General features: G+C 63.1%; 16 protein-coding genes, 1 tRNA gene and 1 pseudogene. 8 read left to right on the forward strand and 10 right to left on the reverse strand.

Annotated features, from left to right (window positions below):
• Positions 1 to 39 precede the first annotated feature (39 nt).
• From JQ600_RS04585 to JQ600_RS37365, 9 genes are all read right to left on the reverse strand, one after another.
• The gene (locus JQ600_RS04585; RefSeq protein ID WP_212262745.1) at positions 40 to 1,419 is read right to left on the reverse strand and encodes a sigma-54-dependent Fis family transcriptional regulator; all 1,380 of its coding nucleotides are present in this window, start codon (positions 1,417 to 1,419) and stop codon (positions 40 to 42) included.
• Positions 1,420 to 1,467: 48 nt separating this feature from the next.
• Complete coding sequence (gene fliN, locus JQ600_RS04590) at positions 1,468 to 1,818, reverse strand: flagellar motor switch protein FliN (protein WP_212262743.1); 351 nt, start codon at positions 1,816 to 1,818, stop codon at positions 1,468 to 1,470.
• A 10-nt stretch (positions 1,819 to 1,828) separates the two neighbouring features.
• Positions 1,829 to 2,458 carry a FliH/SctL family protein gene (locus tag JQ600_RS04595; protein WP_212390410.1) on the reverse strand — a complete coding sequence of 210 codons (630 nt, stop codon included), beginning with the start codon at positions 2,456 to 2,458 and terminating at the stop codon, positions 1,829 to 1,831.
• A complete protein-coding gene (gene fliG / locus JQ600_RS04600) occupies positions 2,458 to 3,540 on the reverse strand; it encodes a flagellar motor switch protein FliG (RefSeq protein WP_212034367.1) in 1,083 nt (360 codons plus the stop codon). The genes JQ600_RS04595 and fliG overlap by 1 nt, the downstream gene beginning before the upstream one ends.
• Positions 3,541 to 3,546: 6 nt before the next feature.
• A complete protein-coding gene (gene fliF / locus JQ600_RS04605) occupies positions 3,547 to 5,163 on the reverse strand; it encodes a flagellar basal-body MS-ring/collar protein FliF (RefSeq protein WP_212390409.1) in 1,617 nt (538 codons plus the stop codon).
• 189 nt (positions 5,164 to 5,352) lie between these two features.
• Positions 5,353 to 5,628 carry a DUF1153 domain-containing protein gene (locus JQ600_RS04610; RefSeq protein WP_002714638.1) on the reverse strand — a complete coding sequence of 92 codons (276 nt, stop codon included), beginning with the start codon at positions 5,626 to 5,628 and terminating at the stop codon, positions 5,353 to 5,355.
• 331 nt (positions 5,629 to 5,959) lie between these two features.
• Positions 5,960 to 6,364: a hypothetical protein gene (locus JQ600_RS04615; RefSeq protein ID WP_212390408.1), complete on the reverse strand. Its 405-nt coding sequence runs from the start codon at positions 6,362 to 6,364 to the stop codon at positions 5,960 to 5,962.
• A 994-nt stretch (positions 6,365 to 7,358) separates the two neighbouring features.
• Positions 7,359 to 8,057 (reverse strand): flagellar hook assembly protein FlgD, encoded by a 699-nt coding sequence (locus tag JQ600_RS04620; protein WP_212390620.1) that lies wholly within the window; start codon positions 8,055 to 8,057, stop codon positions 7,359 to 7,361.
• Between the two features lie 11 nt (positions 8,058 to 8,068).
• Positions 8,069 to 9,703, reverse strand: coding sequence for a flagellar hook-length control protein FliK (locus tag JQ600_RS37365; RefSeq protein ID WP_212390621.1), 1,635 nt, complete (start codon positions 9,701 to 9,703; stop codon positions 8,069 to 8,071).
• A gap of 376 nt (positions 9,704 to 10,079) precedes the next feature.
• Here JQ600_RS37365 and mnmA point away from each other — a divergent pair, with 376 nt between their 5' ends.
• The 8 genes and pseudogenes from mnmA (at position 10,080) to JQ600_RS04660 (ending at position 15,173) form a co-directional block, all read left to right on the forward strand.
• Positions 10,080 to 11,279: a tRNA 2-thiouridine(34) synthase MnmA gene (mnmA, locus tag JQ600_RS04630; RefSeq protein ID WP_212390622.1), complete on the forward strand. Its 1,200-nt coding sequence runs from the start codon at positions 10,080 to 10,082 to the stop codon at positions 11,277 to 11,279.
• A gap of 35 nt (positions 11,280 to 11,314) precedes the next feature.
• Positions 11,315 to 11,953 carry a class I SAM-dependent methyltransferase gene (locus JQ600_RS04635; protein ID WP_192737539.1) on the forward strand — a complete coding sequence of 213 codons (639 nt, stop codon included), beginning with the start codon at positions 11,315 to 11,317 and terminating at the stop codon, positions 11,951 to 11,953.
• Positions 11,954 to 12,025: 72 nt separating this feature from the next.
• Positions 12,026 to 12,391, forward strand: coding sequence for a hypothetical protein (locus tag JQ600_RS04640; protein ID WP_212390623.1), 366 nt, complete (start codon positions 12,026 to 12,028; stop codon positions 12,389 to 12,391).
• A 114-nt stretch (positions 12,392 to 12,505) separates the two neighbouring features.
• Positions 12,506 to 12,582 (forward strand) — tRNA-Met (locus JQ600_RS04645).
• Between the two features lie 88 nt (positions 12,583 to 12,670).
• A pseudogene (locus tag JQ600_RS37520) lies at positions 12,671 to 12,841 on the forward strand (DUF6538 domain-containing protein); the annotation flags it as partial.
• A gap of 18 nt (positions 12,842 to 12,859) precedes the next feature.
• A complete protein-coding gene (locus tag JQ600_RS04650) occupies positions 12,860 to 13,813 on the forward strand; it encodes a hypothetical protein (RefSeq protein WP_212489704.1) in 954 nt (317 codons plus the stop codon).
• Positions 13,734 to 14,282, forward strand: coding sequence for a hypothetical protein (locus JQ600_RS04655; RefSeq protein ID WP_212489705.1), 549 nt, complete (start codon positions 13,734 to 13,736; stop codon positions 14,280 to 14,282). The genes JQ600_RS04650 and JQ600_RS04655 overlap by 80 nt, the downstream gene beginning before the upstream one ends.
• 687 nt (positions 14,283 to 14,969) lie before the next feature.
• On the forward strand, positions 14,970 to 15,173 hold the full coding sequence (locus JQ600_RS04660; RefSeq protein WP_212269829.1) for a cold-shock protein: 204 nt from the start codon (positions 14,970 to 14,972) through the stop codon (positions 15,171 to 15,173).
• A 579-nt stretch (positions 15,174 to 15,752) separates the two neighbouring features.
• Here JQ600_RS04660 and JQ600_RS04665 read toward each other — a convergent pair.
• Complete coding sequence (locus tag JQ600_RS04665; RefSeq protein WP_249135662.1) at positions 15,753 to 16,565, reverse strand: Crp/Fnr family transcriptional regulator; 813 nt, start codon at positions 16,563 to 16,565, stop codon at positions 15,753 to 15,755.
• Between the last annotated feature and the right edge of the window lie 483 nt (positions 16,566 to 17,048).

Here is a 17,048-nt window from a genome sequence, read left to right on the forward strand (position 1 = left end):
TGCTTCGCTTCGCTCGCAATGACGGTGATGGCGCTTCGGCTAGCCCGCCGCGGCAAAGCGCTGATAGTCGCCGGCGCCGGCCGGCGTGATCGGGATTCCGCCGTCGGCATATTCGTTCAGCTTGTTGCGCAGCGTGCGGATCGAAATGCCGAGGATGTTGGCCGCGTGGGTGCGGTTGCCGAGGCAATGCTTGAGCGTCTCCAGGATCAGGTCGCGTTCGACGTCGGCCACCGTGCGGCCGACCAGCGCGCGGGTCACCTGTTCGGCGGCGAAGGTGGCATGCGCCACGGCCGGTGCGGTCTTGGCAAGGTCGAGACGGTCGCCGTCCGGGGTCAGGATCGCATCGGCGCCGATTTCGTCGCCCTGCGCCATCAGCACCGAGCGGTGCATGGTGTTTTCCAGCTCGCGGACGTTGCCCTGCCAGCGGTTGGAGGTCAGCACCCGCCGTGCGTCGCTGGAGATCGGGCGTAGCGGCACGCCGTTGGCTTCGGAATATTTCTTCGCAAAATGGTGCGCCAGTTCGATGATATCCGCCGGCCGGTCGCGCAGCGCCGGGATCTTCAGATTGACGACGTTGAGCCGGAACAGCAGGTCCTCGCGAAAGGTGCCTTCGCGCACGGCGTCGGCCAGATTGCGGTTCGAGGTCGCGATGATGCGGATGTCGACCGGGACCGGCTTGGTGCCGCCGACGCGGTCGATCACGCGCTCCTGGATCGCGCGCAGCAATTTCGATTGCAGCCGCACGTCCATCTCGGAGATTTCGTCGAGCAGCAGCGTGCCGCCGGTGGCTTCCTCGAACTTGCCGATACGCCGCGCCACCGCGCCGGTGAAGGCGCCCTTTTCGTGGCCGAACAGTTCGGATTCAAGCAGGTGCTCGGGGATCGCCGCGCAATTGATCGAGATGAACGGCCGCTTGGCGCGGGCCGAGCGGGTGTGGACGTAGCGCGCCAGCACTTCCTTGCCGGTGCCGGATTCGCCGGTGACCATGACCGAGGCGTCCGAGCCCGCGATCTGCTGTGCCAGCTTGACGACCTTGCCCATCGCCTCGTCGCGATAGATCAGGTCGCGGGAATCGTTGGCGACGGCGGCGAGCACGGCGGCGATCAGTTCCGGATCGGGCGGCAGCGGGATGTATTCCTTGGCGCCGGCGTGGATCGCGGCGACCGCGGCGCGGGCGTCGTTGGAGATGCCGCAGGCCACGATCGGCACATGGATGTGTTCGGCCTCGAGCCGCATCACCAGATCGCGGATATCGAGCGCGACGTCGACCAGCATCAGGTCGGCGCCCTTGCCGCCGCGCAGCACCGCCATCGCCTGTTCGATCGTCTCGGCGTGAGTCACCGAAGCGCCGTTGTCCATCGCGATCTTGGTGGCCGTGGTGAGCTGGCCCTTCAATGTGCCAACGATGAGAAGCCGCATCATAGTCTCCTGTTCGTCTGTTCGCGCCGCTTATGCGCGTGCCGTTGTTTAGGTGCGTTCCGCCTTGATGATTTCCGTCATGGTGACGCCGAGCTTGTCTTCCACCAGCACGACTTCGCCGCGCGCCACCAGCCGGTTGTTGACGTAGATGTCGATCGCTTCACCGACGCGGCGGTCGAGCTCGAGCACGGTGCCGGGGCCGAGCTTCAACAGCTCGCCGACGTCCATCTTGGAGCGGCCGAGCACCGCAGAGACCTGCACCGGCACGTCGAACACGGCCTCCAGGTCGGCCGCAATGCGCGAGGCCTGTTCGTCTTCATTGTAGGCCAGGTCATCCGCAGGCTCGGCACTGGCGGCGTTGAGGTCCTGCAGCGGGACATGTGTGTCAGTGTCGCTCATGGTTCAGTCCTCACGGCCTTCCGGCCTGATCGCGGGACGCCATGTAGCGCCCGACAAGTTCGTTGATCTTGGCTTCGATGGCGGCTCGCTCCAGCACCACGCCGCCGTCGGCCCATTCGATCCGGCAGTCGCCGGTTGCAATCCCCGGCTCGGCCAGGATCACCAGCCGGCCCTCGAAGCCGCTCTGCGTTGCCTGCCGCTCGATCTTTTCGCGCGCAGCCTCGTAGAGGGAGTCGTTGATGCGGACCACGAGGTGCGGCGTCGCGACCAGATGCGAGAAGCAATCGCCCACCAGTCCCGTGATCTCGCCGAGCGGCTCGGCGGCAATCAGTTCGCCGCACAGTTTGCGGGCCACCGCGACCGCGACGTCGACCGCCTCGGTCTCCATCCGCGCTTCGATGCCGCCAAAGCGCGAGGCGATGCCCTTGATCGCAATGCCGATCTCTTCCAGCGCCAGCGCGGCGCGGCGGTCGCTTTCCGCCTTGGCCTCGCGCTGCGCGGCCTCGTAGCCATCGCGATAGGCACGGGCCTCGGCCGAGGCGATCTTCTGCGCGATCTCGGCAGGCGTGGCAGGACGCTCGCGCGTCTTGTCCGGCGCGCCGAAGTCCATGTCGAACAGGAATTTTGCGGGTGCGGCCATCAGTACACCAGCTCGTCGTCAGCGCGGTTCTTGGTCAAAGTGATTTCACCCTTGGCGGCCATGTCCTTGGCGAGGTTGACGAGCAGCGCCTGCGCCTCGTCGACGTCGCGGAGCCGCACCGGTCCCATCGCGGCCATGTCGTCCAGCAGCATCTTGCCGGCGCGGGAGGACATGTTGCCGAGGAAGAAGCTGCGGACCTCTTCATTGGCGCTCTTCAGCGCAATGCCGAGCTTGTCCTTGTCGATGTTGCGCATCAGCGTCTGCGCCGAGGCGGAGTCGAGCTTGATCAGATCGTCGAAGGTGAACATCAGCGCCTTGATGCGCTCGGCGGACTCGCGGTTTTCCTCTTCCAGCGAGGTGATGAAGCGGGTTTCGGTCTGGCGGTCGAAATTGTTGAAGATTTCGGCCATCACCTCGTGGGCGTCGCGGCGGCGGGTCTGCGACAGGTTCGACATGAACTCGGTCCGCAGCGTCTGCTCGACGCGCTCGATGACTTCCTTCTGCACCGCTTCCATCTTCAGCATGCGCCCCACCACGTCGAGCGCGAGGTCCTCAGGGAGGATCGCCAGCACGCGGGCGGCGTGCTCCGGCTTCAGTTTCGACAGCACCACGGCGATGGTCTGCGGGTATTCGTTCTTGAGGTAGTTGGCGAGCACCTCTTCCTGCACGTTGGAGAGTTTCTCCCACATGTTGCGGCCGGCGGGGCCGCGGATTTCGTCCATGATGCCGGTGACGCGCTCGCCCGGCAGATATTGCTGCAGCAGCCGTTCGGTGGCGTCGAAGGTGCCCATCAGGGCGCCGGAGGCCGACATCCTTGAGACGAATTCGAGCAGCAGGTCTTCGACCACGTCGGCCTCGACGGTGCCGAGTGTCGACATGTGGATCGACAGTTCGCGCACTTCGTCGTCGTCGAGCAGCGCCCAGACCTTGCCGCCATATTGTTCGCCCAGCGCCAGCATCAGGATGGCGGCGCGCTGCGGGCCGCTCAGCGGCTTGCCCTTGGGCCTTGTCGCCTGACGGCTCGCCAGCGCCGAGATGACGGTGGTGATGTCGTTGGCGTTGGTGGTTTGCGGTACGGCCATGTCAGGTCACTCGACAGGTTCGCTGAGCCATTGACGAACAATGGAGGCGGTCTCGTTCGGATTTCGTTCGGCGAGTTCACCGACCCGGTGCACGGCCTGGGCGTGGACCTGGCCCTGAACCTGGGCGACATCGATCAACGCGGCGGCGCCGCCGGCGGGAATCAGGGCCTGGCCGGGCGCGCCTTCGGCGGTGCCGTCGGCCAGCGCCGGCACGGCGGCGCCGCCGGCCAGCGCGGGAACGGCTTCGGCGGCCAGGATGCGCTTGACCAGCGGGCGGATCACCATGAACAGCACGACGAGGCCGAGCAGCATCATGACGCCGAGCTCGATGACGTACATGACGTCATCCTTGGTGAACTGGAACATGCCGAGCAGGCCGGTCGGCTCGGCGACCGGGGGCACCGACGGGGCTTCGGCAAAGCGCAGGTTCACGACCTCGACCTGGTCACCGCGCTTCTGGTCGAAGCCGATCGCCGAGCGAACCAGGGTGGCGATGCGGTCGAGCATTTCCTTGCTGCGGTCGGAATAGACCATCTCGCCTTTTTCGTTCTTGGTGTAGGCGCCGTCGACCAGCACCGCGACCGAGATCTTGTTGACCCGGCCGGCCTCGGTGACTTCGGTCTTGGTGACGCGGGAAATCTCGTAATTGTTGGTTTCTTCGCTCTTCTTGCTCTGGTCGCGCGCCGGGACGCCGGCATTGGCCTGGTTGCCGGGCAGCTCGTTGTTGACCGTGACCTGGCCGGCGTCGCCGGCGGTCGCCGAGGATTCCTCGCGGGACTGGCTGGAGCGCAGCACGCGGCCTTCGGGATCGAACTTGTCCGAGGTCTGGGTGACCTTGTTGTAGTCGAAATCGGCGGTGAGCTGGACACGGGCGCGGCCCTGGCCGACCACCGAGGAGACGATCGCCTCGACCTCGTTGCGCATCCGTTTCTCGAAGGCGGTGCGGCGCTCGTCGCCGCTCGCGCCCTCGGGATTGCTGCTGGCGCCGTCGGCGAGCAGCCGGCCGCCCTCGTCAACGATCGACACCCGCTGCGGCTTCAGGCCGTTGACGGCCGAAGCGACCACGTGGCGGATGGCGCGGATCTGCTGTGGCTCGAGGCTGCCGCGCACCCGGACCACGATCGAAGCCGACGGCTCCGGGATTTCGCGGGAGAACAGCGGCCGTTCCGGCAGCACCAGATGGACCCTCGCTGCCTGAATGCGGTCGATGGCGCGGATGGTGCGGGAGAGCTCGCCCTCCAGCGCGCGCAGATGATTGATGTTCTGGACGAAGCTGGTGGTGCCGAGCGCGTCGGATTTGTCGAAAATCTCGTAGCCGACGCCGCCGCCCTTGGGCAGGCCGCCTTCTGCCAGCTTCATCCGCAGCCGCGTCACCTTGTCCTTCGGCACCATGATCACGGCGCCTTCGTTGCGCATTTCGAAGGGGATCGCCTGGCGCTCCAGATCCTTGATGATGCTGGAGGAGTCTTCAGCCGTGAGGTCGGTGAAGAGGGTGGTCATCTGCGGCGTCGTGACGCGCATGATGACGAACGCGAAGAAGCCGATCAGGGCTGCGGTCACGGCGACCATCGCCATCAGCCGCGACGCGCCCAGGCCTCTCAGGAAAGCAACGAGACTTTGCACCAACCGCCCCCAGGGATTCGGCCCAAGATCCCAAGATTCGTACCCGGGGACCGACTGGGCAATTATTGCCTAGGGGATGGTTTCCATATGGTTAACGACCGTTAAAGTCGGTGAAGGAAGTTTCGGCATGAAAAAAACCAGCTTCGCAAAACGAAGCCGGTTTTCATCAAATCTTCCGGTTTGGAGAGTTTATTGCCGGTATTGCTGGATGCGGGTGGTCCGCAAGCCTGCAAGGCCATGCTGATCGATGGAGAACTGCCAGGACAGGAACTCGTCCACCGTCAGCGTGTAGCGGCTGCAAGCCTCCTCGAGGGAGAGCAGGCCGCCGCGAACCGCGGCAACGACTTCGGCCTTGCGGCGGATCACCCACCGTTTGGTGCCGGGCGCGGGCAGGTCCGCAATTGTTAATGGACTTCCGTCAGGCCCGATGACGTATTTTACCCTCGGGCGATGGGGTTCTGTCATGGCGTACTCACAAACTCTCAACCACTGAACTCACGGTAATAACCTACGCCGTGCGACTTAAAATTTGCCTAAGCTCAAGGGTTCAATACGAATCTCCTTGAATATGCCGGGAACAGGGGCGGCGGGGCGTCTGCGAGAGGGGCTGGGCAGGGCCGGGCGGAGGAGGAGTGGGGGGTAGGCGGATTGGAGCCGACTACATCGGCGGTCACTCCACGAGCGAGATGGAAGGAGTAATCCGCCATTTGGGCTGTTCGCTGCGGTCTCCGCTCTGAGCCTATTGGAGTTGTAACCGTGCGGCGGATTACGCCTACGGCTCCAATCCGCTTGGAGATCAGGTGTGGCGCCGGCTTCGGCTAACGGTCTCCGCTAGCTTCCTTCCGGCGTCGCGCCCTGCTTGCCAATACGCGTTCCTCGTTGAATTAATGGGATCATACTCTGCGGTCTTCAACGTCACGCGAATTCTGATCAGTGGACCGTGCTCCAACGTTATCAGCATATCGAGCAATCCGAATATGAAGCTGTCCGGATAACCCTCCTCCCGCGCTTTACTGGTGCTCTCCACGAGATCAACCACCTCAAAATGATCCGATGGTTCGACGTATATTGTTACCTTGGCGCACTCCCAAAGCGGGCCTAGACGCCTGTTGCGCTCGCCAGTGATCTCGATCCCAGACTCAACGGTCTGCGCCCAGCGCGCAGTGACGTTGTGCTTCCAAAGCTCAATGTAGTCTTTCATTCTTGTTCCATCGACGCACAGAACTCGTAGGGCGGATTGAGCCGAAGGCGTAATCCGCCATCCAGGTAATCGTCAGGTGATCATCTTCGCTAGAATCTCCGCTGGTCGATCGCGTGACGATCATTCGATATAGAGTGTTTGATAGCACAGACCCCGTTTGCGTATGTAACCGGTGCGGCGGACTACGCCTTCGGCTCAATCCGCCCTACCGACGTGCGTCGCTTCGCGCGCAAGCGGAATCTTGCGGCCAGCCTGCGACAAGTCAACCCGACGGGCAAATCAGTTCCGATTATCGGAATTCGTGTCAAGTCCTGAAATGAAAAATATTTCTGTTTACCAGAATACAAATCAGGGGCATATATCTGCCCATCCCGTCCTACTCAGAAGGGCGTCGGCCGTCGTCACGGACGTTGGGCGGGTTGCGGTGGACGCTGGTTTACGCCTAGACGACGGCGTGGACGGGCGTACGGCAAAACCGTGTGGTCCTGGCGCCCGTTGCAGGCGTCAAGCTGTCGGAGAAGCGCAAGCGGGAACGGCAGCGACGGAGTCAACCAAGAACTCGTCTCCGGGGAGAGCACGGCATAAGCCGTAAAGCCATTGCGCAGGGAAGGCCGGGTGTTCTCCGCTGCCCTGTATGCTCGTGTGCATTTTGTTTTGTGCAAACCGCACGCGAGACCGCGGGTGCAGCGCGCACCCGGTCTTCCCTGCGCCCTCTCATTCTGGGGGCAAGGAATTTCTGGCAAAGCTCGGGCGCAGTGCGCCGCAAGAATGCGGACGGTCGTCTTTGCTGTTTGAAAATTGAATCGAAGATTTTTTTCGTCGTCCCGGCGAAGGCCGGGACCCATACGCCGCGGCCTATCGGTGAGAGTGCTGGCGTTAGCGACCCTCTTCAACAACAACGGTCACGGAGTATGGGTCCCCCGATGCGCAATTGCGCATCTGAGCTCAAGGCCGGGACGACGAGGACGAGAGAGCGACCCGTCAGCTCGCAGCGCTAGCTTGTCGTCGACGGGCGCACCACGCGCTTGATCTTGTCGGTCGTGTAGCTTTGTCCGCCGATCGAAAGCAGCGGCGGGGAGGCGCTGAGATCGACCGAATCCACGACGCCCTGGACTTCGGTGGAGATCGCCACGTTGTTGCCGGAACTGTCCTTGCCGGTGGCGGTCAGCGTGTAAGTGCCGGCCGGCCACTGCACGCCGTCATTGCCTTTGCCGTCCCAAACGAAACTGCTACCGCCCTGTTTCAGCGCGTAGTTGCCGCTGTAGGCAGTCTGTCCTGCCGAGTTGGTGATCGTGATGGTTGCCGAGGTGTCCTTGTCGCTCTGGAAATTCCAGGTCGCCGACTTGTCGAACGCCGCCTTGCTGCCGTCGACCGCAACCGTGTTGCCGACATAGACCAGCGCCTGCGTCGCCTGGGCGCTCTTTTCGATTTCGAGCAGCGACTTCAACTGCTCGTTGGACTTGAGCTGCTGCTCGACGCCGGCGAACTGCACCAGCTGCTGGGTGAACTGGTTGGTGTCGAGCGGATCCAGCGGGTTCTGGTTCTGCAGCTGCGTCGTCAGCAGCGTCAGAAAGGTCTGGAAATTATCCGCGATCCCCGTCGTCGCGGTCGAGCTCGTGGAGCTGCTGGAGCTCGAACTGCCCGTTGCGGGCGCCGAGACGATCGTCGTCGGCATGGTTGCATCGACTGCCATAACGCTCTCCGTTAAATCCTGATGTCCACGCCGCCGCTCGCTCCGAGCATGCGGCCATAGTTGCGGCCGGCAACCGCTGCCGGAATGCTGTCTTCTTCGCTGACGACCAGGCGATGGGCGTTGGGATTGGACTGGTTGCCGTCGTTCTGGCCCTGCGAGGATTGATCGCGCAGGCTGAATTGCAGCCCGCTATTGCCGGTCGAAAGCCCGGCATTGTCGAGCGCGCGCTGCAGCTGGTTGGCGTCCTGGCGCAGCATCGACAGCGTCTCCGGCCGCTCCACCGTCAGATGCGAGGTGACCTGGCCGTTGCGATCGACATCGATGCGGACGTCGATGCGGCCAAGCTCGGCCGGATCGAGCCGGATTTCGAAACGGCTCTTGCCGCTCTTGGCCGACGCTGCGATTTCCATCGCAAGCCCGCTGAGCGGCACCGCTGCTGATGTCGCGACGGCGACGTTGAGCTGGGGTGCCGGGACTGGTGCGGTGGAAGATGCCGGCTGCTGCGTCAGGATCGCGCCCGCGGCCTGCAAGCCGTTGTTGGATGCGCCAGCCAGCGTCTGGCTGGCGTCGGCTGTGACCGGATGCGCATGCGTGGCCGCATGGGCCGATGGTGCCGGGGCGCCGTTGCCTGCGACATCAGCTTTGGCGGCGTCGATGACACCGTTCTCGGCTTTCGGTTGGCCTGTGACCTCGGCCTGCGGCGTGACTGATGGAACGATGGTGCCGGGCGCCGGAGCCGCGGGGGCGGCGATCGTGCCGGCTGCCTTGTCCGGTTCGCCCGATGTTGCAGTGGCTTCCTTCGTGGCGACCGGCGTCTTGGCTTGCGTTGCGGTTTTCGACACGCCGGCAGCCGTCGCGGCCGCGGATGCAGCCAATGCGATGCCTGACGTGACCGTGGTGTCGGCGGGAGCGACCTGCGCGGTGACGGCTATGCTGACCTCGGTCTGGGCATCGATCTTCGCGCCCTCTGTCTTGGCGGCGTTGGCGGTCGCAGCCGGATTTGCGCTGGCATCGGCCGCCGGAGCGGTTGCCCCGGTGAGCGTGGCGGTGGCGACAATGGCGGCGGCGGCGATCGCAAGCGGCGCCGTCGCGGTATCGGTGGGAGCTTTTGCGATCGAGGCTTCCACTGTTGCCGTGGCGACAGGAATCACGGTGGCCACGGCGCTGGCCGTTACCAGTGCTGCCGTATCCTGTTTCGCTTCGGTCTGATCGGTGGCCGCAGCGTCCTCGCCGGAAGCGGGCTTGCCTTCCGCCTTGGTCTCATCCGGTTTCGAGGTGTCGGACTTGGAAGAATCCGATTTCGTCTTGGAGCGGCGGGTTGCGTCGGTCCTGGTGTCCGCCTCGGCGTTGTCGCGGGCGTTGCTGCCGGCATCGCGGCCGCTGGAATCCTGGCGCGCGTCGCTGCGCGCGGCCTTGTCGGATGCCGCTTTGTCCGAAGCCACCTTGTCCGATGCGCTGTTGTCGCGCGCCCGGTGGTCCGCCGGGCTTTGCGAATCATCGGCGCGGCGCGGCGCAGTGTCTTGGGGACGGTGGTCGCTGTTGGCAGCGGCCTTGTTGCTGTCGACCAGCGCCGCAAAGCTGTCGTTTCCGGCCGTCTGGTCGGAATCCGGCCGCCCCGACCTCGCCGTCGCGCCTTGAAAAGACACGTTTGCCATTAGTTCTGACGTGACACTAACCACGGCCGACCCTCGCGCTGAAACCTTGGCTACCTCTGAGCAAGGACCGGGCCACGCTGGGTTTCCCAAAAATATCGTTCTATTTCAATATCTTATGGTGGCGCCGGGCCGCCAGCGGAGGCCCTGGACCGGCCCCCTTTTCTGCCCGGCGGCAAGATTTGCCGTCTATTGCCGGCCCAAAACCCGGTCCGGCTGATTGCCTCCCGGGAACGCGGCCTATATTAAAGAGCGGGCTTCCGGTCCGGCCTGAAAGGGCCGAAACGGGCCTTAAGGCCTTAAATATAAAAGGCTTTTTTGAACTCTTGCCGCGCGGCGCTGCCTCGCGATTGAAGCCGATTGACCTGCCATGCCGAACAGTCTGGACCTCGAAGGCCGCCCCCAGGACACACGGATCGTGGTCGCCATGTCTGGCGGCGTCGATTCCTCGGTGACGGCTGCCTTGCTGAAGTCCGAGGGCTACGACGTGGTCGGGATCACGCTGCAGCTCTACGACCATGGCGCGGCCACCCATCGCAAGGGCGCCTGCTGCGCCGGCCGTGACATTCACGATGCCCGCAACGTCGCCGAGCGGATCGGCATTCCGCATTACGTGCTCGATTACGAAAGCCGTTTTCGCGAGTCGGTGATCGACAATTTCGCCGACAGCTACGCGCTCGGCGAAACGCCGGTGCCGTGCATCGAGTGCAACCGCTCGGTCAAGTTTCGCGACCTGCTGTCGACCGCGCGCGAGCTTGGCGCCAGCGCACTCGCCACCGGACATTATGTCGCCTCGCGGCGTCTCGCTGACGGATCGCGGGCGCTGGTGTGCGCGGCCGACGCCGATCGCGACCAGAGCTATTTCCTGTTCGCGACCACGCGCGAGCAGCTCGACTATCTGCGCTTTCCGCTCGGCGACATGACCAAGCCGCAGGCGCGCGAACTGGCGCGGCGCTTTGGGCTCGAGGTCGCCGACAAGCAGGACAGCCAGGACATCTGCTTCGTCCCGACCGGTCGCTACACCGACATCATCGGCCGCCTGAAGCCCGGCGCGATCGAGCCCGGCGACATCGTCGATCTCGACGGCCACGTCATCGGCCAGCATCAGGGCATTGTTCATTTCACCGTCGGCCAGCGCAAGGGGCTGGGCATCGCGTCAGCCGCGCCGCTCTATGTCGTCAAGCTCGATGCCGCCAGCCGCCGCGTCGTGGTGGGACCGCGCGAGGCGCTGCGGATGGACCGTATCCAGCTGCGCGACGTCAACTGGATCGGCGACGGCGCGCTGGAGCGCGTGATCGGCGCAGGCATCGAGATGTTCGTGCGCGTGCGCTCGACGCGCCCGCCGCAGCCGGCGTGGCTGCGCGCGGTCGATGGCGGCTATGAAGTCGAACTCGTCGCCGGCGAAGAAGGCGTTTCGCCGGGCCAGGCCTGCGTGTTTTACGACGCGCCCTCGGGGCAGGCGCGCGTGCTCGGCGGCGGATTCATCAGGAGTGCGACCGCACGGAAGGTTGCGAGGGCAGGGGTGCAGGATATAACGGCGCCACCGCTCGCCGAGGTGATGCGCGGCTAAAAAAATGCGGGGCATAAGGGCGGGGGCTTAAGGGAATGACTGCGGACATCGACCGCGAGGGGGTCGAAAAGGCTTATGGGCGCTGGGCGCCGGTCTACGATCTCGTGTTCGGCAAGGTGTTCGAGCACGGCCGTCAATCGACGATCGCGGAAGCCGACAAGATCGGCGGACGCATTCTCGACGTCGGCGTCGGCACCGGATTGTCGCTGTCGGATTATTCGCGCAGCACCAAATTGTGCGGCGTCGATATTTCCGAACCGATGCTGCGCCGGGCGCAACAGCGGGTTCGCGCGCTCGGCCTTTCCAATGTCGAAACGCTCGCGGTGATGGATGCCAAGAATCTGGCGTTCAAGGATTCGTTCTTCGATGCGGTGGTGGCGCAATATGTCATCACCGCGGTGCCGGATCCCGAACGCACGCTGGATGATTTCATCCGCGTGCTGAAGCCCGGCGGCGAACTCATCCTGGTCAATCACATCGGCGCCGAAAGCGGCCCGCGGCGCGTCTTTGAACTCGCCTTCGCACCGCTGGCGCGGCGACTCGGCTGGCGGCCGGAATTCCCCTGGGAACGATTGACCAATTGGGCCGCCAAACATGGCGGCGTCAGCCTGACCGAACGGCGGCCGATGCCGCCGATGGGACATTTTTCGCTGATCCGCTTCCGCAAGTCCTGAAATTGCAAGTCTTGAAATTGCAAGTCTTGAAATCAGCCGGGAACCTCCGCGGCTGCGGACCGTTTTCCTTGCATGGCAATAAAACGCTCGCTCTTTCTGTCGTGTGTTCTGATGGCGGCCTCCGGCGTGGCGGCGGCGCAAGCCCCGCCGGGTCCGGCCACTCCCCCGGTTCCGACCGCGCCGCCATCGGCTGCGCGGACCGCCAATTGCGCGCCGATGCATCCAGCGCCGCATTCCGGCGCGGCAGCACCGGAAGGCACCACCACCGGCCAGCGGGCCGAACCGCTCGGCGAAAGATTGGCCCGTTCCGATGGTGTGCTGTGCCCGCCCGCCGGCATTGATCCCGAAATGCATGCACCGGCGCCCGGTGGGGGCAAAACGCCGGTGATTCCGCCGCCCGGCAGCCCCGGCGGCGATCCTTCGATCCGGCCCAAATAGCGCCGTTTGCAGGCGCTTTTCGAGCCGGGCGGGTTTGCTTGACAGGCCCCCGACCGACTCCTTATATGCCGCGCGTTCGCGACTGCGGTATGTTGAGCCGTGACGGTGAACCGTGGCGAGGTAGCTCAGCTGGTTAGAGCACGGGAATCATAATCCTGGGGTCGGGGGTTCGAGTCCCTCTCTCGCTACCAACTGCCAGGCAGCTCCAAACTGCCGAAATTCTTCAATGAATTCAACGAAAATGGCTCCGTTTCGTCAGGGCGGCGTGAGCTGTGTCTCATGGTTTGGACACAGTGGGGTTTTTCGTTGTCACGCTCAGCATTCATCTCTCGCCGCGACGGCAGATATCTGTTTAGAGCGCGGCTGCCTGCTTGCCTCTCGCCAAAATCGGGGTCAGCGTTTCGGATCAGCCTGCGTACTGCGGACTACAAAACCGCACAGTTGCGGGCAGCCAGAATTGCCTCGTGGATGCTCAGCGTGAAGGTGGCGGAAGACCCGGAATCGGCTTTGCTCGTGCTGTGGCCCAGGCTGCAGGCGCTGGCGGTCGAGCCGGTTCGCGGCGAGGAGGACCTGGTGGATCGCACCGCGTTCCAAGGGGTCGCGTTCGAGGCGCAGTATCGGGTACGGCTTGGCGGGCGTAAGCCTGACGAGGTGGTACCGGGTTGGGGCGAGCACTTCCTCGCCCTGGTCCGGGAAAACTCACGCGCGAGCCATGAGCGCGAAAAATCGTCCACCGTCTTGTACCGGCTTGAGCAAAAGCGCGCGCTGTCCGCGGCTGCGGTTTCTCCCACTCTTTCGACGCCGGTGACGGTCGCCGCGACCGATATGCGGCCCCCGGCGACAAGCACGGCTTCGGTGGATCGCTACACCCGTCGAACGATGTCCGATGTTTTGACGGAATTCCTCGATGCCCGCGAGCAGCAGGAAGGCGATCGCCGCGCCGACAGTGACATCGAACCGGTGGTACGATTTCTGATCGAATTGCTCGGCGATCCGGTGATGCTCGACTTCAATGGCGAGCACTTGCTCAAGGTGAAGAAGGCGCTGCCCGCGATCCCTACAGCGCGGGGATTTTCGCCGTCGGAGCGTAGCCTCTACTTCCGCTGGCAATGGGCTGCCGAGAACGGCTGGACGCGGGAGAAAAATGGAAAAGCGATCAAGCTGAAGCGTGTCAGCGAAGCTGCACTTCCGCTATGCGCCGCTGTCGATCGATCAGCAGGAAAAGGACCGATTCGATCCGCAGACAGGTGGCACCCGGGGCAAGTCGCCGAGTGCATTTCGCTGGGTCACAATCCACTGGCTCATTGTAAGGCTCGGAATCGTGGAGCGCCGGGACGCCATAGTGGCTGCCTTCATCGACCGCAAAGTCGCCGAGCTCGGCGGTCGCCAGAAGCTTACAGCCGAGCAGCTCGAGGACATTGAAATCGAAGCCCATGAGCAATGGCTGTTTCCGGACTGGAAAGTCTACGTCAAGAACACCGGCGAGATTAAGTGGAGCCACGTCCTGACCAAGGCCTTCACCTACGGCATCGAGAAGCTGGAGATGGATCGCGCGGGTCTCGTCAATTATTCGGGCAGGCATACCTTCAAGGGGTTTCTGGATGACCTTGAAGGCCTCAGCGAGCGCTCGCGGCTTGTTGTCTTCGGGCACTCCACCAAGAAAGACGTCTCGTCGCGGTATGGGCCGAAATTTATTTCTGAAGAGCAATCGGAGATCGTCCAAAAATTGTCGAGCAGGCAAATTTGGCGGCTTGCGCTGATTTTGGTCCGAGCGAAACGAAAAGCAGAACGCGGCGATCTAAAAACAGTTCACGCCTGGCGCGACGATCAGCGAGCGCAAGACGTCAAACTGCAGAAGGCGCTTGCAAAGCGCAAAGAGCAATATTCGTGAGTAGGCTGCAAGTGGGGTAGAGAACGTCTCCCTCTCCGCCAGCTTATTTGTCCATCCGCCACTTTTTCGAACCGCGATAACCCTCGCAAAACAACGCTTCCGGCCTGCCGAGGGCGCAAGCGTCGATCGGGTGCCCGCGGAGATCAATCTCATTCCCTGGGTGGCGGCGCCTCCTAATGACGCACGTCGGCGTGACGACGTCCGACAGCAAGTCACCGAAGTCGGCGTGCGAGCTCTCCGAGGGCGTCGTCGTCCTCTTCAGCATGCAAGCTCACTCCCAATGATGCCAAGCGCTTCCTGATGTTCCTGGCAGTCATGATGAACCCGCCGGACTCTGTATCGTCCCCGGCTTCCAGGGCAGCGAGTTGGGCCACCACTTCGCGGTAGTTCAGATCCTCGATGGATGAACGTACGTGAGACCTAGCGAGGGCCGGCAAAGATTTCTGCAAGGCCAAGGACCAGGATTCGCGGCTCCGTATCGAATACCAGAGAGATCTGGCGAGCTCTCGCTCGCAAAGAAGCACTCCTGTAACCGACCGGCAGTAGCGTCAATCGCGTCGCGGCCTCAGAACTCACAACCGCGATGGCTTTTGGAATAGCCCGCCGACTCAACCCGGCGGGTTTTTCTTGCGCGCTTGGCTGCGCCCCATTTAGGATCGCGCCGGGGCGATACACTGGAGAACGAACGTGGCGATAGGTACTGTGAAATGGTTCAATCCGTCCAAGGGCTTTGGTTTCATCCAACCCGACAATGGCGGAAAGGACGTGTTCGTACATATTTCGGCGGTGGAGAAGGCTGGCTTAAGCAGCCTCAATGAAGGTGCGAAGGTGAGCTATGAGGTCGTGGCAAACCGCGGCAAGGAGTCGGCTGAAAACCTACGGGTAGGGTAGACCGTCAGGTCAGCCTGATAAGCGGCCCGCGGCCCTCACGCGGGCCTAGCAATCATATCTCCACGCCCCGCAGTGGCGATGATCGGCATTGGTGGTTGGTCTGATAGGAACGGACACGGACACCTCAGCCGGCCTCGGCGGACTTTCCCCTTAGAGCGCCGAGGCTGTTTTTTTGGGCCCGCGACCATATCGGCCAGGTGCATCAACCCGATAATTGCGGCGAGGGTCACCACGCCGCAGAGCGTTGCGACAACCGCGAGCATGGGTGCCTCATTCAGTTCGGCATGCGGCTCCTCAGGAATCGCGCCATCGGTCAGAGTTGTTCCGAATGAGGGATGCTGGCCTGCCGGTCAGTTCGCCGGGCAATGCCGCACCGGTTGACGCGAGAAGCAACAGTGCAGCGATCTTTTCGCGAGATCATCGAACGATCCGATACTTCCTCGCGGCCATTTTTGCGGGCCCGCCCGCGCGGCGAGATGCGAACGTCATGAAATTACCATCTAGCCGGACATGCGTCGGATATGTCAAAATCGATGCGATTGACCCGCAGCCGACATTGGCTGATGCTAACGCTCTCTCTTACCTCCGCAAGCGGGAAATAATGGTCGGTCGGGCCGAAACGCCGCCTGGTTCAACTCCTGAGCGCCCACCGATCGGGGCATATTGATCGAGAAGAATCTCCTCGACTTCGAGATGCATGGCGTCGTGGCATTCGCAGGCTGCCGCCGCGAGTCGCGATCGGTCGATCTCGATTCGGCCTCGTTGATCAGACCTGATCGCCCCACGCGCGCGCAGTTTGCGCATTAAGAGCGTCACCGTCGTTCGTCGCACACCAAGTATTTGCGACAACGACTGTTGAGTGAGCGGGAGTACGTCGTGGTCGATGCGGTCGCGAAACTGGAGCAGCCAGCGGGCCATGCGGGCTTCGACCGGGTGCAGCGCATTGCAGGCCGAGCCGAGTTGGAACTGTACCAGCATCGCTCTGGTATATTTCTGGACTACGTGCCGGATCGCAGGGCTGCAGTTGAAAGCGGCGTGAAATCGCGATGCAGAGATCCGCGCGGCGGTGCCCGCCGCATGCACTACGGCGGTAGCGGCTGACGGGGACGGCCCCAGCACCGAGAGCATGCCTACTGCCCCCTCGCGTCCGACTGCGGCTGTGGCAACCGTCTGTCCGTCCGCCATGTCGATCATCAGTGAGATGGCCCCGTCATGAGGGAAGAAGACATACTCTATCGGCTCGCCCGCGCGCGAAAGGACCACGTCCTGATCGAGCGCGACCATCGCTAGCTCGGGCCTCAGCAGATCGAGGTCCGTCGCCGGCAGCGCTGCAAGAAGGACGTTAGAAATTCCGCCTGGAGCGGTCACTGCGAGGAACCAGCGGTGAAACATCCGCAGCCTCCATTTGGAGCGTAGCGGAGCGGCGGTCTCAACATAGGTTTAAATCTGCTTCCTCTAAGCGCACGATATCGAACTCACTTTACCAGACGCTTTCACTCAGAAAAACAAACTCCAAACGCTTGGTCGCGAGGACGGATTTTCTGCACGCAGCATCGCGAGCGGGTTAGATGCAAATGGCTGCCGGACGCAACTATTATATCTGCATGGGTAGTGCCCGAGGCGTGCGAGAACGCACGAGTTTGATGAAGTGAGTGTTTGAAACAGCGTTTGAAACAAAGCGTCTAGCGATGTCTTAGTTCGGCAGGTTGGTCACTCCGTCGCAGGCCATCGAACGGGCAACGCCGGCCGTTGGCACCTTTCGGACGTAGCGCGATGTCCGAGTTAGGACCGGCGAGGAGCGAACATTGATTGATCGTTGTGATCATGCCCCCGCCGCGCGAACTTCTTTGTCCGCACCACGGGCCGTAATCCGCG

The organism is Bradyrhizobium sp. AUGA SZCCT0176 (assembly GCF_018130145.1).
Classification (GTDB): Bacteria; Pseudomonadota; Alphaproteobacteria; order Rhizobiales; family Xanthobacteraceae; genus Bradyrhizobium.

Excerpts from the sequence above, each read along its gene's own strand:
- fliG (WP_212034367.1), bottom strand. The coding sequence starts at position 3,540 with ATGGCCGTACCGCAAACCACCAACGCCAACGACATCACCACCGTCATC.
- JQ600_RS04665 (WP_249135662.1), bottom strand. The coding sequence starts at position 16,565 with ATGTTTCACCGCTGGTTCCTCGCAGTGACCGCTCCAGGCGGAATTTCT.
- JQ600_RS04595 (WP_212390410.1), bottom strand. The coding sequence starts at position 2,458 with ATGGCCGCACCCGCAAAATTCCTGTTCGACATGGACTTCGGCGCGCCG.
- JQ600_RS04610 (WP_002714638.1), bottom strand. The coding sequence starts at position 5,628 with ATGACAGAACCCCATCGCCCGAGGGTAAAATACGTCATCGGGCCTGAC.
- JQ600_RS04635 (WP_192737539.1), top strand. The coding sequence starts at position 11,315 with ATGACTGCGGACATCGACCGCGAGGGGGTCGAAAAGGCTTATGGGCGC.
- JQ600_RS04620 (WP_212390620.1), bottom strand. The coding sequence starts at position 8,057 with ATGGCAGTCGATGCAACCATGCCGACGACGATCGTCTCGGCGCCCGCA.
- JQ600_RS04650 (WP_212489704.1), top strand. The coding sequence starts at position 12,860 with ATGCTCAGCGTGAAGGTGGCGGAAGACCCGGAATCGGCTTTGCTCGTG.
- JQ600_RS04585 (WP_212262745.1), bottom strand. The coding sequence starts at position 1,419 with ATGCGGCTTCTCATCGTTGGCACATTGAAGGGCCAGCTCACCACGGCC.
- mnmA (WP_212390622.1), top strand. The coding sequence starts at position 10,080 with ATGCCGAACAGTCTGGACCTCGAAGGCCGCCCCCAGGACACACGGATC.
- fliN (WP_212262743.1), bottom strand. The coding sequence starts at position 1,818 with ATGAGCGACACTGACACACATGTCCCGCTGCAGGACCTCAACGCCGCC.
- JQ600_RS04615 (WP_212390408.1), bottom strand. The coding sequence starts at position 6,364 with ATGAAAGACTACATTGAGCTTTGGAAGCACAACGTCACTGCGCGCTGG.
- JQ600_RS04640 (WP_212390623.1), top strand. The coding sequence starts at position 12,026 with ATGGCAATAAAACGCTCGCTCTTTCTGTCGTGTGTTCTGATGGCGGCC.